The organism is Cellulomonas endometrii, assembly GCF_949769265.1.
In the GTDB taxonomy this organism is placed as follows: domain Bacteria; phylum Actinomycetota; class Actinomycetes; order Actinomycetales; family Cellulomonadaceae; genus Cellulomonas; species Cellulomonas endometrii.
In genome coordinates this window covers 1-14,276 of sequence record NZ_CATKPC010000034.1, presented here as the reverse complement: position 1 = coordinate 14,276, position 14,276 = coordinate 1, and the positions used below count along the sequence as shown (strand labels likewise).

The following is a 14,276-nucleotide window of genomic DNA, read 5'->3' as shown; positions in this document are numbered from 1 at the left end:
TCGCGTCCCAGACCGCCGTCCGGGACTACCTGGACCCGGAGATGGTGCGCGCGACGGCGCGGTACTGGTCGCGGCACGGCACCGGCGACGCCGTCGAGCCCCTGGAGATCGTGCGGGACACCGGGGGCATCGGCTCGGGCGCGCTGCGCGCGGCGGACGACCGCGGCGCCACCCGGGCGGGGTCGCGGTGAGCACGCTCGGGGGCGTGCCCGCCGGCCCGCCGACGGGCCGGCGTGCCGCCCCGAAGGCCGACCGTGCGGTGCTGCTCAAGCACCTGCCGACCCTGGCGGCGTCCGTGGTGGCCGTCGTCGTCGTGGCCGTGGCGCCGGACACGGTGGTCACCGACGCCGCGACGGTGCTCGCCGCGGGCGCGGTGATGGCGCTCGCCACCGCGCTGGCCGTCCTCGCTGTGGTGCGGCCCTCCCGCGCGCGCCGCCGGCAGCCGCGGGGCGCCGACGACGCCCCGGACGCCTGGGGGTCCGGCGACGGCTGGGCGATCGTGGTGCCGCTCCTGTCGGTGCTGGCCATCGGCCTGCTGCGCGCGGGCACGGGCGGGTCCGCCTCCCTGTTCGGGGCGATGCTCGTGCTGCCGCTGATCTGGATCGCGGCGGAGCCGGGCCGGTGGGCCGTGCTGCTCGCGGCGGGGGCGTCGTGCCTCGCGCTGCTGCTGCCCTGGCTGCCGTGGCTCCCGGCGGGCGGCACGGGGGACACCGACGGCCTCGCACCGGGGCGCGCGGTGTTCGTCCCGTTCGTCTACGCACTCGCGGCGCTCACGGTCAACGAGCTGGCGCGGCGGCTGCGCGGGCACCTCGCCCGGCTGCACTCCGCCGACCGCCTCACCCGCAGCGTGCTGGACGCGGTCACCGAGCAGGCGGTCATCGGCACGGGGCTCGACGGCGTGGTCGACGTGTGGAACCCGGGCGCCGCCGCCCTGCTGGGGCGCAGCCCCGCCCAGGTGCAGGGTCGCGTGCGGATCGACGAGGTCGTGCTGCCCGCCGAGCTGCACGAGCAGTGGCGGCGCACCGGCACCACCACGCCGTTCGAGGCGCTGGTGGCCGGCGTCGCGCCCGGCCGGCCGGACGTCACCGAGTGGACGTGGCTGCGGGCGAACGGGTCGCCCGTCCCGGTGCAGGTCTCCGTCACGGTCCGGCAGGACGGGGGCGGCCGGCCCGTCGGCTACCTGTTCGTCGCGACCGACGCCAGCCGGGCGCACGAGGCGGCCCGGCTGCAGGAGCAGTTCACGGGGATGATCTCCCACGAGCTCCGCACCCCGGTCTCCGCGATGCTCGGGCACCTGGAGCTGCTCCGCGACGACCCCCTCACCGTCGACCAGGAACGGTCCGTCGAGGTCGCCGAGCGGAACGCGCACCGCCTGCTGCGGCTCGTCGACGACCTGCTGTTCACGGCGCGCGTCGACGCCGGCGGGTTCCCGCTCGCGCTCGAGGACGTCGACGTCGCGGAGATCGCGCGGGGCGCGGTGGCCGCGTCCCGGCCGGTGGCCGACCGGGCGGGGGTGCGGCTCGACGCGGTGCTGCCCGACGGACCGGTGCCGCTGCGGGCGGACCCCGGCCGCCTCGCGCAGGTGTGCGACAACCTCGTCTCGAACGCGCTGAAGCTGACCCCGGCCGGCGGCTCCGTCACCGTGCGGGTCACCTCCGGCGTCGACCACGTGCGCATCGCCGTGGCGGACACCGGGCTGGGCATCCCCGCCGACGAGGTCGACCGGCTGTTCGGCCGCTTCTTCCGCACCTCGACCGCCACCCGGAACGCCGTGCCCGGCGTCGGGCTGGGGCTCGCGATCACCCGGTCGATCGTCGTCGCGCACGGCGGGGCGATGGAGGTCGCGAGCGTCGAGGGGGAGGGCGCGACGTTCACGGCGGTGCTCCCGCGGCGCCGCGCGGCCTGAGGAGCGGGCCGGGAACGGCGAGGCCGGGCACGACGAAGCCCCGCGTCGCTTGAGGCGAGCGGGGCTTCCGACGTGGCTCCGACCGGCGTCGATCCGGTGACCTTTCGATTTTCAGTCGAACGCTCTACCAACTGAGCTACAGAGCCTCGGACGACAACACCGGCCCAGATGGACCGGTGTGATCGAGCGACCCCGACGGGACTTGAACCCGCGACCTCCGCCGTGACAGGGCGGCGCGCTAACCAACTGCGCTACGGGGCCTCGTAGTGAGACCTACTCTTCCACATGCACTGCTCGTACCCCCAACGGGATTCGAACCCGTGCTACCGCCGTGAAAGGGCGGGGTCCTGGGCCGCTAGACGATGGGGGCTTGCGCCCCTGACGTCGAGGCGTCTTCAGACCGGTGACGATCATACGGGGAGGATCGACGAACTCCCAAATCGGCCAAGATGGGCCCGTGATCGACATGTCGCTGGAGGACTTCGAGGACGCCGTGCGGGACGGTCTGGACCGCATCCCGCCCGAGCTCGGCGCGCAGATGGACAACGTCGTGGTGCTGGTGGAGGACGACGCGCCGGCCGACGACCCGGACCTGCTCGGGCTGTACGAGGGCGTGCCCCTGACGGAGCGGGGGGAGTTCTGGGCGGCCGGGTCGCTGCCGGACCGGATCACGATCTTCCGTCGTCCGACGCTCGCGATCTGCGAGGACCGGGAGGAGGTGGTCGAGGAGGTCGCCGTCACGGTGGTGCACGAGGTGGCGCACCACTTCGGGATCGGCGACGACCGGCTGCACGAGCTCGGCTGGGCGTAGCCTTCCCTTTCAGCGACGAGGAGCGATATCATCGATGAACAACGATGAGTCACGGGTCCCGCCCGTGCTGCACGACCACACCGGCGCCGGTGGTGCGCACGCGCACCAGGACGTCGTCCGGGTCCTGCACGCGCTGGCGGACCCGACGCGGCTGTCGCTCGTCCACCTGCTCGCGGACGGGTCGCGGCGGGTCGTCGAGCTGACGGAGGCCCTGGGCCTCGCGCAGTCGACGGTCTCGGCGCACCTGGCCACCCTGCGGACGGCCGGGCTGGTGGTCGCCACGCCGGAGGGCCGGGCGACGCGGTACGCGCTGGCCGACCCCGAGCTGGACGAGCTGCTCGGCGCCGCCGAGCGGGTGGTCGCACGGACGGAGGGACGACGATGGGAAGCGGGCACGGGCACGACCACGGGGTGACGGCCGCCCAGGCGCACCGGGGCCGGCTGGCGGCGGTGCTCGCGATCACGCTGACCGTCCTGGTCGTCGAGGTGGCCGGCGGGCTGGTGTCCGGGTCGTTCGCGCTGCTCGCCGACGCCGGGCACATGCTCACCGACGCCGCGGGCGTCACGCTCGCCCTGGTCGCGACCTCGCTGGCGCGGCGTCCGGCCACGGCCCGGCGGACGTTCGGCTGGCAGCGGGCGGAGATCCTCGCGGCGCTCGTGAACGCGCTGGTGCTCACCGTCGTGGCGGTCGGCGCCGTCGTCGGGGGCGTCCGGCGGATCGCGGATCCGGGGGACGTCGAGGCCGGCCTGATGCTCGCCGTCGCGGTCGTCGGCCTGCTGGCGAACGCGGTGGCCCTGGGGCTGCTCCGCCCCGGGCAGCAGGAGTCGCTGAACGTCCGCGGCGCCTACCTCGAGGTGCTCGGCGACCTGCTCGGGTCCGTCGCGGTGATCGCCGCCGCGGTCGTCGTGCTGACGACCGGCTTCGCCGCGGCGGACGGGATCGCCTCGGTGCTGATCGGTGTCCTGATCGCCCCGCGGGCCTGGTCGCTGCTCCGCGACGTCGGTGCCGTGCTCCTGGAGGCGACGCCGGCGGGGGTGGACCTCGACGACGTCCGGCGGCACATCTGCGGCGTCCCTGGCGTGCTCGGGGTGCACGACCTGCACGCCTGGACCATCACGTCCGGGGTGCCGGTGCTGTCCGCCCACGTCGAGGTGCCGGCGGACGTGCTGGCCCGCGGCGAGTCCGGCCGGGTGCTCGGCGACCTGCGCCGGTGCCTGTCCGGGCACTTCGACGTCGACCACTGCACGTTCCAGCTCGAGCCGCCGGAGTCGCGGGAGGCCCGGACGCACGCGTGAGCACGGGTCCTAGGCTGGCGTCCGTGACCGACGCCGCCGCTCCCGCACCCGCCCGCCCGCGCCTCGGCGTGGTGATCCTCCCGCAGGAGCGCTGGGCGCAGGCCCGGCACGTGTGGCGGCGCGCGGAGGAGTACGGCTTCGACCACGCGTGGACGTACGACCACCTGGCCTGGCGGTCGCTGGCCGACGAGCCCTGGTTCGCGACGGTGCCGCTGCTCGCCGCGGCTGCGGCGGTCACCGAGCGGATCCGGCTGGGCACCTGGGTGGCGTCCCCGAACTTCCGGCACCCGGTGCCGTTCGCGAAGGACGTCATGGGCCTCGACGACGTGGCGGAGGGCCGGTTCCTGCTGGGTCTCGGCGCCGGCGGGGAGGGGTTCGACGCGGGGGTGCTCGGCCCGGCGCCCACCCGCGGGGAGCGGACCCGGCGGTTCGAGGAGTTCGTGGAGCTGCTGGACCGGCTGCTCACCCACCCGGTCACCGACCACGAGGGCACGTTCTACGCGGCGCACGACGCGCGGATGCACCCGGGGACGATCGCCCGGCCCCGCACGCCGTTCGTCATCGCCGCCAACGGCCCCCGCACGATGGCGCTCGCCGCCCGGTACGGGCAGGGCTGGGCGACGTACGGGCCGCTCTTCGCCCCCGAGGACGTCGAGGGCCCGGTGTCGGCCGCGCAGGAGGCGTGGTGGACCGGGCTCGCGGGGATGGTCGAGCAGGTGCGCGAGGTCGCGGCCCGGCAGGCGCCCGACGGCCGGGTCCCGGACCTGTACCTGAGCCTGGACGGCGCCCCGGTGTTCTCCCTGGAGTCGGTGGACACGCTCGTCGAGGGCGTCGAGCGCGCCGCCGACCTCGGGTTCACCGACGTGGTGGTGCACTGGCCGCGCGCCGAGGGGATCTACGCGGGGTCCGAGGACGTGCTGGCGGAGGGGATGTCCCGCCTCGGTCGCTGACCGGGGTCGAGGCGGCTGCGGGGCGCCGGCGCGGCGTGCCCGCGCCGTGCCCGGGCGTCAGTGCGCCTGCCGCGCCTCCCAGGCGCTCTGGACCATCTCCGTGAGCGTGTGCCGCATGACCCAGTCGAGGTCCCGCGCGGCGGCCTCGCCCGACGCGACGATCCGCGCCGGGTCGCCGGGGCGGCGCGCGCCGATCTCGGGCTCGAAGTCGATGCCGGTGCCCTGGGCCATCGCGGTCATGATCTCCCGCACGGAGACGCCGTCCCCGGAGCCGAGGTTGTAGACCCGCTGCAGCTCGCGGCCCTCCGCCAGGGCGCGGGCGGCGGCGACGTGCGAGACGGCCAGGTCGGCCACGTGCACGTAGTCGCGGACGCAGGTGCCGTCGGGCGTGGCGTAGTCGGTGCCGTTGATCCGCGGCGTCCGGCCCTGGGCGAGGGCGTCGAGGACCAGCGGGAAGAGGTTGTGCGGGCTGGTGTCGTAGAGCTCGGGCGTGCCGGAGCCGACGACGTTGAAGTACCGCAGCGACGTGTGGTGCAGCTCGGTCGCCCGGCCCTGGTCGCGCAGCAGCCACTCGCCGATGAGCTTCGACTCCCCGTAGGGGGACTCCGGCGCGGTCGGGGTGTCCTCGGTGACGAGGTCGACGTCGGGCGTGCCGTACACGGCGGCGCTGGAGGAGAACACGATGCGGCGGACGTCGGCCGCGGCCATGGCCTCGAGCAGGTGCGCGGTGCCGGTGACGTTCTGCTCGTACGTGTGCAGCGGCCGCTGGACCGAGACGCCGGCGTACTTGAACCCCGCGAGGTGCACGACGCCGGTGACCCCGTGCTCCCGGAGCGCCTCGGTCACGAGCGGGGTGTCGAGGATCGAGCCCTGCACGAACGGCACGTCCTGGGGCACGAAGCCGCGGTGCCCCGACGACAGGTCGTCCAGCAAGACGGTGCCGATCCCCACCTGCCCGAACGCCCGCACCACGTGCGACCCGATGTACCCCGCCCCGCCGGTCACCATCCACGTCATGCCGCCAGCCTAGCGCGGACGGCGCGCGTTGCTGGTGCTTCCTGATCGGATCCGGTGGTTGCTGTCCGGTTGTCCGCGCGGGCCGGTCGTGCCGGACCCCTCGTCTCGGGGGCCCCGATGCGGCAGAGTGCTCGGCAGGGTCGTCGACGCGGGGACGCGCCGCTCCGGTGGTGCCCCCGGAGATGCTCAGTATGCTGAGCATCTCATCGAGCCCGGGGGAGGACGCGTGCGCAGTGCCCGCAGCCGCACCGACGCGGCCGGACCCGCGAGCCTGGTCGCGGGCTCCCGCGCGCACACGACGCCGCGCACCCGGACAGCCTCCACCGACGCGCCCGTCCTGGCCAGCCGGGTGGAGGACGGCATCGGCGCCGTCCGCCTGCTGCTGGTCGACGACGTGGCCCGCCGCCGCGCCCGCGCCCGGGACCTGGCCGCGGAGCACGCCGCGCTGTGGCGCGCGGTGGGCACCCAGGTCGGCGCCGGCCGGCTGATGCGCCCGCGCCTGACGCTCGCCGCGTACCTCGGGCTGGGCGGGACCGACCTGCCGGCCGTCGCCCCGGTCGCGGCGGCGCAGGAGATGCTGCACACCGCGATGCTCGTCCACGACGACGTGCTGGACCACGACGAGACCCGTCGCGGCCGGCCGAACGTCACGGGCGCGGCGCGCCGGCGGCTCGCGGCCCAGGGGGTGGTCGGAGCCGCCGCGGACGGCCCGGTGCTCGCCGCCGGCCTGCTGGGCGGGGACCTCGCGCTCGCCGCCGCGTTCGAGCTCGTGGCGTCGGCGCCCGTGCCCGCGGAGACCCGCCTGCGCCTGGTGCAGGACCTCGCCCGCGCGGTCGACACCACCGTCGCCGGCGAGCTGCTCGACGTCACGGGCGCGCTGCGCGGCCCCACGGCGGTGGACGCGCTGCGGGTCGCCGAGCTGAAGACCGCCGTGTACTCCTGCTGCGCGCCGCTCGCCGCCGGCGCGGTGCTGGCCGGCGCCGACGACGGGGTGCTGGGGGTCCTCGACCGGTTCGGCACGGCGTTCGGCGTCGCGTTCCAGCTGCTCGACGACGAGCAGGGCCTGTTCGGCGACCCCGCGGTCACCGGCAAGTCCGTGCTGTCCGACCTGCGGGAGGGGAAGCGCACCGAGCTGCTGCGGCTCGCGTACCTGCGCGCCGACCCCGCCCAGCGGGCGGTCCTGGACGCCGGCGTCGGCCGGCCGGACCTGCCCGAGGACGAGGCCGCCCGGGTGCGCGACGTCATCCAGGGCTCCGGCGCCCTGGCGGAGGCGCGGCTGGTGCGCGCGGACGCCGTGCGCACCGCGCGGACCGCCGCCGAGGAGGGCCTGCCGGCGGGGCTCGCGGGCTACCTGACCGAGATGCTGGACGCCGTGGCCGGGTGCGCCGCGTGACCGCCGACCGCCCGGCCGCCGGCCGCCCGACCGCCGCCCGCCCGGCCGCCGACGGGGTCCGCGCGGCGTCCGCGGCCCTGTACGACCGGACGGCCGCGCGGGCGAGCCGCGCCGTGCTGGCCGGCTACTCCACGTCGTTCGGCCTGGGCACCCGCCTGCTGGGCCCCCGGGCGCGCCGGGACATCGAGGCCGTCTACGCGCTCGTCCGGATCGCGGACGAGGTCGTCGACACCCGCGGCGGGGACGACGCCGGCGCGCTGCTGGACGAGCTCGAGGCGCAGACCGCCCGCGCCCTGGTGTCCGGCTGGTCGACCAACCTCGTCGTGCACGCCTTCGCGCGCACGGCCCGCCGGGTCGGCATCGGCCCGGCGGAGGTGGACCCGTTCTTCGCGTCGATGCGGGCCGACCTCACGGTGCAGGTGCACGACCGGGCGTCCTACCTGCGCTACGTCTACGGGTCCGCCGAGGTGGTCGGCCTCATGTGCCTGCAGGTGTTCCTCAACGCCGACCGCCGGCCGGGCGAGCCGGTGCGGCGGCCCGACGCCCCGACGGTCGACGGCGCGCGGGCCCTGGGGGCGGCGTTCCAGAAGATCAACTTCCTGCGGGACCTGGGCGCCGACTCCGGCGAGCTCGGCCGCTGCTACTTCCCCGGCGTGAGCCCGCAGGGCCCGACCGACGCGCAGCTCGCGGCGATCCTCGACGAGATCGGGGACGACCTCGCGCGGGCGCGGGCGGCCCTGCCCCGGCTGCCGCGGCGGGCCCGGACCGCCGTGGCCGCGACGCTCGCGCTGTACGACCGGCTGCTGGCGGACCTCGCGGCCACGCCGCCGGCGCAGGTGCTCGCGACGCGGGTGCGGGTGAGCACGCCGCGCAAGCTCGCGGTGGTGGCCGGGACGGTCGCGGGCCAGGCGGCGGACGCCGCGCGGGCGCGCGTGCGCAGGAGGACGGCCGGCGGACCGCCGGCACGGACGACGGACGACGGAGGTGCTGCGTGACGGGTCGGGTGGTCGTGGTCGGCGGCGGGATCGGCGGCCTCGCGACCGCGACGCTGCTCGCGCGGGGCGGTGCGGACGTCACGCTGCTGGAGCGGCACGACCGGGTCGGCGGGCGCACCGGCACGCTCGAGGTCGACGGGTTCCGGTTCGACACCGGGCCGTCCTGGTACTTCATGCCCGAGGTGTTCGCGCACTTCTTCGCGCTGCTCGGGGAGCGCATCGAGGACCACGTCGACCTGGTGCGGCTGGACCCGGCGTACCGGCTGTTCCCCGAGCCCGACCCCGCGGCGGGCCCGGGCGCCGCCGCGGAGCCGTTCGACGTGACCGCGGACCCGGAGGCCAACTTCGCCCTGTTCGAGCGGATGGAGCCCGGCGCGGGGGAGGCGTTCCGCCGCTACACCGCCGAGTCCTCCGAGGCGTACCGGACGGCCCTGGACCACTTCCTGTACACGACGTTCGCGCGCCCCGGCCGGGCGGTCACCGGTGATGTCGCCTGGCGCGCCGGCACGCTCGCGTCGCTGCTCACCCAGACGCTCGCGCAGAAGGTCGCGCGGACCACGGACCACCCGGTTCTGCGGCAGGTGCTCGGGTACCACGCGGTGTTCCTCGGCTCGTCGCCGTACCGGGTGCCCGCCCTGTACTCGCTGATGAGCCACCTCGACCTGGTCGACGGCGTGCAGTACCCGCGCGGCGGCATGTACACCGTCATCGAGGCGATCGAGCGGCTGGCGGTGCGGCACGGCGTGCGGATCCGCACGGGCGCGGACGTCGTCGCCGTCGAGGTGGACGACGCGGCCCGGTCGGTGCGCCACCCGCGCCGGACGGGGGTCGCGCGGGGGGTGCGCCTCGCGTCGGGGGAGGTCGTGCCGGCCGACGTCGTCGTCTCGGGCGCTGACCTGTTCCACACCGAGACCGCGCTGCTGCCCGCCGAGCACCGGAGCCTGCCCGAGCAGTGGTGGACGGACCGGGGGCCGGGGATCTCGGCGCTGCTCGTGATGGCCGGGGTGCGGGGCGCCCTGCCGGAGCTCGCGCACCACTCGCTGTTCTTCACCCGCGACTGGCCGGGCAACTTCGACGCGATCCTCGGTGCCGGGAAGTCGTCGCGCCCGGAGGACCTGCGCGTGCCGGACACGGCCTCCCTGTACGTCTCGCGGACCACCGCCACCGACCCCGGCGCCGCGCCCGCAGGCCACGAGAACCTCTTCCTGCTCGTGCCGTTCCCCGCGGACCCCGCCATCGGCGCGGGCCCGGCGGGGCAGGCGGAGCTCGACTCCTACGCGGACCGGTACCTCGACCAGGTGGGCCGCTGGGCCGGCGTCCCCGGCCTGCGGGAGCGCGTCGTCACGCGGCGCGTCGTCGGGCCGGCGGACTTCGCCCGGGACTTCTCCGCCTGGCGGGGGACGGCGCTCGGCATGGAGCACACGCTCGCGCAGAGCGCGATGTTCCGGCCCGGCGACCGGTCCGCGAAGGTGCCCAACCTCCTGCACGTCGGAGGCGGTACGGTGCCCGGCGTGGGGCTGCCGATGTGCCTGATCAGCGCCGAGCTCGTCGCCAAGCGGCTGCTCGGCGAGACGTCCCCGCGCCCGCTGCCGACGCCGCTGCGGCACGGGTTCCTTACCGCGGCCCGCCCGCGGGGCACGTGGGCCGAGCACGGCGGGACGGCCGGCAGCCCGGCGGACGCGACGGCCGGCGCGACGGCGGGGGTCCGGTGACGGGGTTCCTCTACCTGGGGGCGCTGCTGCTGTCCCTCGGCGGGCTCGCGACGATCGACCGGCGGTTCCGGCTCGCGTTCTGGGCGCACCCACGGCGGACCGCGGTGTGCCTGGCGGTCGGCGTCGCCGGGTTCCTGCTCTGGGACGTCGCGGGGCTGGTGCTCGGCATCTTCGCCCGGGGGGAGAGCCCGCACATGACCGGCCTGCTGCTCGCGCCCGACCTGCCCGTCGAGGAGGCCGTGTTCCTCACGCTGCTCTGCTACGTCGCCCTGCTCGCGTGGCGGTGGTTCGACCGGCAGGCGGCGCTCCGGGCCCGCGCCGGCCGCGAGGAGGCGACCCGGTGACGAACATCGTGCTGAACGTCCTGGTGCTCGTCGCGCTGGTGGCCGTCTCGTGGCGCGTGCTGCGGGGCCTGCGACCGTGGGCGCTCGTGTGGACCGCGTTCCACCTGTGCGTCCTGACGATGATCTTCGACACCCTGATGATCGCGGCCGACCTGTACGCGTTCGACGAGGACAAGATCCTCGGCGTCTACCTGTGGGGGGCGCCGCTGGAGGACTTCGCCTACGCGATCGCGGCCTCCCTGGCCATGCCGGTGGTGTGGACCGTGCTGGAGCGTCGGTCCGCGCGCCGCGCCGGTGATCCGGCCGCGCCCGCCGCGCCCGCCGCCGGGGAGGGCGCCGCGTGAGGCAGGTGCTCGCGGCCTCGCGGCCGTTCTCGTGGATCAACACCGCCTACCCGTTCGCCGCGGGGTACCTGATGGCCACCGGCGGGCGGGTCGACGCGACGTTCGTCATCGGGACGCTGTTCTTCCTGGTCCCGTACAACCTGCTGATGTACGGCGTGAACGACGTGTTCGACTACGCCTCCGACCTGCGGAACCCGCGCAAGGGCGGCATCGAGGGCGCGCTCGCGGACCCGGCGGTCGCCCGGACCGTGCACCGGCGCATCCTGTGGGCGAGCGCCCTGTCGGTGCTGCCGTTCCTGGTCTACCTGCTGGCCGTCGGGTCCGCCGCCGCCGCGCTGACCCTGCTCGTCGTCGTGTTCCTGGTCGTGGCGTACTCCGCGCCGGTGCTGCGGTTCAAGGAGCGCCCGGTGCTGGACTCGGCGACCTCCGCGATGCACTTCGTCGGGCCGCTGCTCTACGCGCTGGTGCTCGTCGGCGCGGACCTGGGCAGCCGGTCCGTGTGGCCGGTGCTCGTCGCGTTCCTGCTGTGGGGGATGGCGTCGCACGCCTTCGGGGCGGTGCAGGACGTCCGGGCCGACCGGGAGGGCGGCATCGCGTCCGTCGCGACGGTGCTCGGCGCGCACGCCACCGTCGTGGCCGCGACCGTCGGGTACGTGCTCGCCGCGGTGGTCCTGCTCGCCCTGCCGTGGCCGGGGTGGCTCGCCGCGCTGCTGCCCCTGCCCTACGCGGCCAGCACGGCGGCGTTCTGGTCCGTCCGGGACGACGACTGCGAGCGGGCCAACGCGGGGTGGCGCCGGTTCCTCTGGCTCAACCTCGTCGCCGGCTGGCTGGTGACGATGCTGCTGATCGCGATCGCGCTGACGGGCTGAGCGGTCCGGTCCGGCGCGGCCCGGCCCCGTCACGGCGCCGGCGGGTCCAGCGGGCCCGTGAGCTCGGGCAGCGCCGCGTCCGCGTCGAAGGCGGGGGCGTGCACCAGCGTGACGGTCGCCCAGCCCCGCAGCAGCAGGCCGGCGTCGGTGTCGGACTCCCGCGACGCGGGGACCTCCGCGTACCTGAGCTGCAGGGCGCCCTGCTCGACCTCCTCGACGGTCGCCTGCACCGAGCCGAACGCGGCGAGCGGCGCGCGGCGCAGCCCCCGGACGTCCGCGACGGCCCGGTCCGGCACGTTGAGGTTCACCGCCCGGTCCGGCAGCCCGGGCTGCTCGACCAGCCACTCCAGGACGTGCGCCGCGTAGACGCCGGCCGTCGCCCAGTGCTCTGGGCGCGCGGCCGCGATCGACACCGCCATGCCGCGCACGCCCTGCGTGGCGGCCGAGAGCGCCGCGCCCACCGTGCCGGAGTGCAGGACCGCATGACCGGTGTTGGCGCCGCGGTTCACGCCGGAGAGGACCACGTCGGGCCGCCCGCCGAAGCCCCCGTGCGCCGCGACGAAGGCGATGAGCGCGGGCGAGGCGTGCACAGCGAACGACCCGACGCCCGGCGGCAGGCCCGGGGCGTCCGTGCGGTCGACCACCAGGCGGCCGTCGTGCTCGGCGCCGTACAGCGACGCGCTCGCGCCGCTGGCGTCGCGCGCCGGCGCCGCGACCACCACCTCGTCCGCGCCCGCCTCGACCGCCACCCGCGCCAGCACGGCCAGCCCCGGGGACGCGATCCCGTCGTCGTTGGTCACCAGCACGCGCATCGGCCCATGCTGGCGTGCGCGCGCACGTCCCGCACCCCCGGACCGGCGTGTGCAGGTCGTGCGGAGGGTCCGTCGCGCTGCCCTCCTGCGGTGGGCAGTCGTCGACGTCACGTGGTCGGATGGCTGCCGTGATCCGTGCAGCACTCGAAGACGACACCGTCGACACCGCCCAGGACGTCCTCGTCCCGATCCTCTCCGTCGCCGGGGCGGTGGTCGTCGCGTTCCTCGTGGCGGTCCTCGTCGGCATCCTGGTGCGGTCCCTGGCCAGGAAGTCCGTCGTGGCCGCCGACCTCGCCCGGCGGGCGAAGCGGCCGCTGCGCGCGGTGCTCGTCGTCATCGCGGTGTGGGTCGCCCTGCGCATCTCGGTGCCGGACGCGACCTGGGAGTCGTCGGGCTGGATGGGGGCGCTCGGGCACGTCCTGCTCATCGCCCTCATCGGCACCGCGACCTGGCTGGTCGGGACGCTGGCGTTCGTGGCGGAGGACGCCGCGCTGTCCCGCTACCGCGTCGACGTGAAGGACAACCGGCACGCCCGCCGCGTGCGGACCCAGATCCAGCTGCTGCGCCGGATCACCGTCGCGATCCTCGTGGTCGTCGCCGTCGCCGCGGTGCTGCTGACGTTCCCGGGCGTCAGCGCGTTCGGCGCCAGCCTGCTCGCGTCCGCCGGCGTGCTGTCGATCGTCGCCGGCCTCGCGGCGCAGAGCAGCCTCGCCAACGTGTTCGCCGGGCTCCAGCTCGCGTTCACGGACGCCATCCGCGTCGACGACGTCGTGATCGTCGAGGAGGAGTGGGGCCGGATCGAGGAGATCACCCTCACCTACGTCGTGGTGCACGTGTGGGACGACCGGCGCCTCATCCTGCCGTCGACGTACTTCACGCAGACCCCGTTCGAGAACTGGACCCGCCGCGCCGCCGAGCTGCTCGGCACCGTCGAGCTGGACGTCGACTGGCAGGTGCCCGTCGACGACCTGCGCGCCGAGCTGAACCGGCTGCTCGCGGCCACGGATTTGTGGGACCAGCGGGTGGGGATCCTTCAGGTCACCGACGCGGTCAACGGCTGGGTGCGCCTGCGGGCGCTCGCCAGCGCCGTGGACGCGCCCACCCTGTTCGACCTGCGCTGCTACCTGCGGGAGGGACTCGTGCAGTACCTGCAGGGCAGCGCGCCGCAGGGCCTGCCCCGCACCCGCATCGAGACCACGCAGGGGGCCGCGCTGCCCACCGCGCGCCCGCGGCCGGCGACCGGCTCGCACGCCGCCGTCGAGCCGCGACCGGAGACGGGGCAGCTCGACGCCCGCCTGTTCACCGGCAGCGTCCAGGCGAAGGAGCGGTCGCGGTCGTTCACCGGCCCCGGCGAGGACGTCATCGCCGAGCGCGAGGAGCACGCCGCCGAGGGTCGCGACGAGACCGAGCCGACTCCCGGGCGGTCCTCCGGCGGACGCCGGGCGCAGGACGCCCCGGGCACCGCGGCGGTGCCGGTGTCGGCCGAGGGCGGGGCGCCCGCTGCGCCCGACCCCGCGGTCGGCGCGGCGACGGGGACCGCGACCGCCGGCAGCGGACTGGCCGCGGTCGGGGCGACGACCTCGGGCGAGGTGCCGGGCGCCGGGACCGGGACGCCGGGTACCGCGGGCGTGGCGTCGGTGCCGGGGACCGGGACGCCGGGTACCGCGGGCGTGGCGTCGGTGCCGGGGACCGGGACGCCGGGTACCGCGGGCGTGGCGTCGGTGCCGGGGACCGGGACGCCGCGCACCGCGGACGTGACGCCCCCGGCCGTGCCCGGGACGCCGACGCCCGCGCAGGCCGGAACCGCGCCGACGCCGGAGGCGACCG

14 protein-coding genes, 3 tRNA genes and 1 pseudogene are annotated in these 14,276 nt (G+C 76.1%); 13 read left to right on the top strand and 5 right to left on the bottom strand.

What is annotated here, in order from left to right:
* Both QNH85_RS19755 and QNH85_RS19750 read left to right on the top strand, forming a co-directional pair.
* Nucleotides 1-191 (top strand): annotated as a pseudogene (locus QNH85_RS19755) (hypothetical protein); the annotation flags it as partial.
* Nucleotides 188-1,906 carry a sensor histidine kinase gene (locus QNH85_RS19750; protein WP_282949144.1) on the top strand — a complete coding sequence of 573 codons (1,719 nt, stop codon included), beginning with the start codon at nucleotides 188-190 and terminating at the stop codon, nucleotides 1,904-1,906. The pseudogene QNH85_RS19755 and the gene QNH85_RS19750, both read left to right, overlap by 4 nt.
* Before the next feature lie 73 nt (nucleotides 1,907-1,979).
* On the opposite strand, the gene QNH85_RS19745 is transcribed toward QNH85_RS19750, so the two are convergent.
* The 3 genes from QNH85_RS19745 to QNH85_RS19735 all read right to left on the bottom strand — a co-directional run bounded on the left by QNH85_RS19745 (nucleotide 1,980) and on the right by QNH85_RS19735 (nucleotide 2,276).
* Nucleotides 1,980-2,052: transfer RNA gene (locus QNH85_RS19745), tRNA-Phe, on the bottom strand.
* A 41-nt stretch (nucleotides 2,053-2,093) separates the two neighbouring features.
* A tRNA-Asp gene (locus QNH85_RS19740) sits at nucleotides 2,094-2,167 on the bottom strand.
* A 36-nt stretch (nucleotides 2,168-2,203) separates the two neighbouring features.
* Nucleotides 2,204-2,276 (bottom strand) — tRNA-Glu (locus QNH85_RS19735).
* 96 nt (nucleotides 2,277-2,372) lie between these two features.
* Between QNH85_RS19735 and QNH85_RS19730 the strand changes: the two genes are divergently transcribed.
* Genes QNH85_RS19730 through QNH85_RS19715 form a run of 4 tightly spaced genes read left to right on the top strand, consistent with a single transcriptional unit; the run spans nucleotide 2,373 to nucleotide 4,963 of the window.
* Entirely contained in the window at nucleotides 2,373-2,717 is a 345-nt protein-coding gene (locus QNH85_RS19730) for a metallopeptidase family protein (RefSeq protein WP_282949148.1), read from the top strand.
* Nucleotides 2,718-2,751: 34 nt separating this feature from the next.
* Entirely contained in the window at nucleotides 2,752-3,132 is a 381-nt protein-coding gene (locus QNH85_RS19725; protein ID WP_282949142.1) for an ArsR/SmtB family transcription factor, read from the top strand.
* Nucleotides 3,099-4,013: a cation diffusion facilitator family transporter gene (locus QNH85_RS19720; protein WP_282949140.1), complete on the top strand. Its 915-nt coding sequence runs from the start codon at nucleotides 3,099-3,101 to the stop codon at nucleotides 4,011-4,013. Before QNH85_RS19725 ends, QNH85_RS19720 begins: the two co-directional genes overlap by 34 nt.
* Before the next feature lie 23 nt (nucleotides 4,014-4,036).
* Complete coding sequence (locus QNH85_RS19715) at nucleotides 4,037-4,963, top strand: LLM class flavin-dependent oxidoreductase (protein WP_282949138.1); 927 nt, start codon at nucleotides 4,037-4,039, stop codon at nucleotides 4,961-4,963.
* A 57-nt stretch (nucleotides 4,964-5,020) separates the two neighbouring features.
* Here the strand turns inward: QNH85_RS19715 and galE are convergent, their stop codons facing one another.
* Nucleotides 5,021-5,980 (bottom strand): UDP-glucose 4-epimerase GalE, encoded by a 960-nt coding sequence (gene galE / locus QNH85_RS19710; RefSeq protein ID WP_282949136.1) that lies wholly within the window; start codon nucleotides 5,978-5,980, stop codon nucleotides 5,021-5,023.
* 226 nt (nucleotides 5,981-6,206) lie between these two features.
* Here galE and QNH85_RS19705 point away from each other — a divergent pair, with 226 nt between their 5' ends.
* From QNH85_RS19705 to QNH85_RS19680, 6 genes are read left to right on the top strand one after another with little or no spacing between them, the layout of a single operon-like run.
* The gene (locus QNH85_RS19705; protein ID WP_282949135.1) at nucleotides 6,207-7,373 is read left to right on the top strand and encodes a polyprenyl synthetase family protein; all 1,167 of its coding nucleotides are present in this window, start codon (nucleotides 6,207-6,209) and stop codon (nucleotides 7,371-7,373) included.
* Nucleotides 7,370-8,368 carry a phytoene/squalene synthase family protein gene (locus QNH85_RS19700; protein WP_346016356.1) on the top strand — a complete coding sequence of 333 codons (999 nt, stop codon included), beginning with the start codon at nucleotides 7,370-7,372 and terminating at the stop codon, nucleotides 8,366-8,368. Before QNH85_RS19705 ends, QNH85_RS19700 begins: the two co-directional genes overlap by 4 nt.
* Nucleotides 8,365-10,080 (top strand): phytoene desaturase family protein, encoded by a 1,716-nt coding sequence (crtI, locus tag QNH85_RS19695; protein WP_282949133.1) that lies wholly within the window; start codon nucleotides 8,365-8,367, stop codon nucleotides 10,078-10,080. Before QNH85_RS19700 ends, crtI begins: the two co-directional genes overlap by 4 nt.
* A complete protein-coding gene (locus QNH85_RS19690; protein ID WP_282949131.1) occupies nucleotides 10,077-10,424 on the top strand; it encodes a lycopene cyclase domain-containing protein in 348 nt (115 codons plus the stop codon). The genes crtI and QNH85_RS19690 overlap by 4 nt, the downstream gene beginning before the upstream one ends.
* Nucleotides 10,421-10,768: a lycopene cyclase domain-containing protein gene (locus tag QNH85_RS19685; protein WP_282949128.1), complete on the top strand. Its 348-nt coding sequence runs from the start codon at nucleotides 10,421-10,423 to the stop codon at nucleotides 10,766-10,768. Before QNH85_RS19690 ends, QNH85_RS19685 begins: the two co-directional genes overlap by 4 nt.
* The gene (locus QNH85_RS19680) at nucleotides 10,765-11,637 is read left to right on the top strand and encodes a prenyltransferase (protein WP_282949126.1); all 873 of its coding nucleotides are present in this window, start codon (nucleotides 10,765-10,767) and stop codon (nucleotides 11,635-11,637) included. The genes QNH85_RS19685 and QNH85_RS19680 overlap by 4 nt, the downstream gene beginning before the upstream one ends.
* A gap of 29 nt (nucleotides 11,638-11,666) precedes the next feature.
* Here QNH85_RS19680 and surE read toward each other — a convergent pair whose 3' ends face one another.
* Nucleotides 11,667-12,449, bottom strand: a complete 783-nt coding sequence (surE, locus tag QNH85_RS19675) for a 5'/3'-nucleotidase SurE (RefSeq protein WP_282949125.1) — start codon at nucleotides 12,447-12,449, stop codon at nucleotides 11,667-11,669.
* 128 nt (nucleotides 12,450-12,577) lie between these two features.
* Here surE and QNH85_RS19670 point away from each other — a divergent pair.
* On the top strand, nucleotides 12,578-14,276 hold a 1,699-nt coding region (locus QNH85_RS19670), incomplete at its 3' end, for a mechanosensitive ion channel domain-containing protein (protein WP_282949123.1).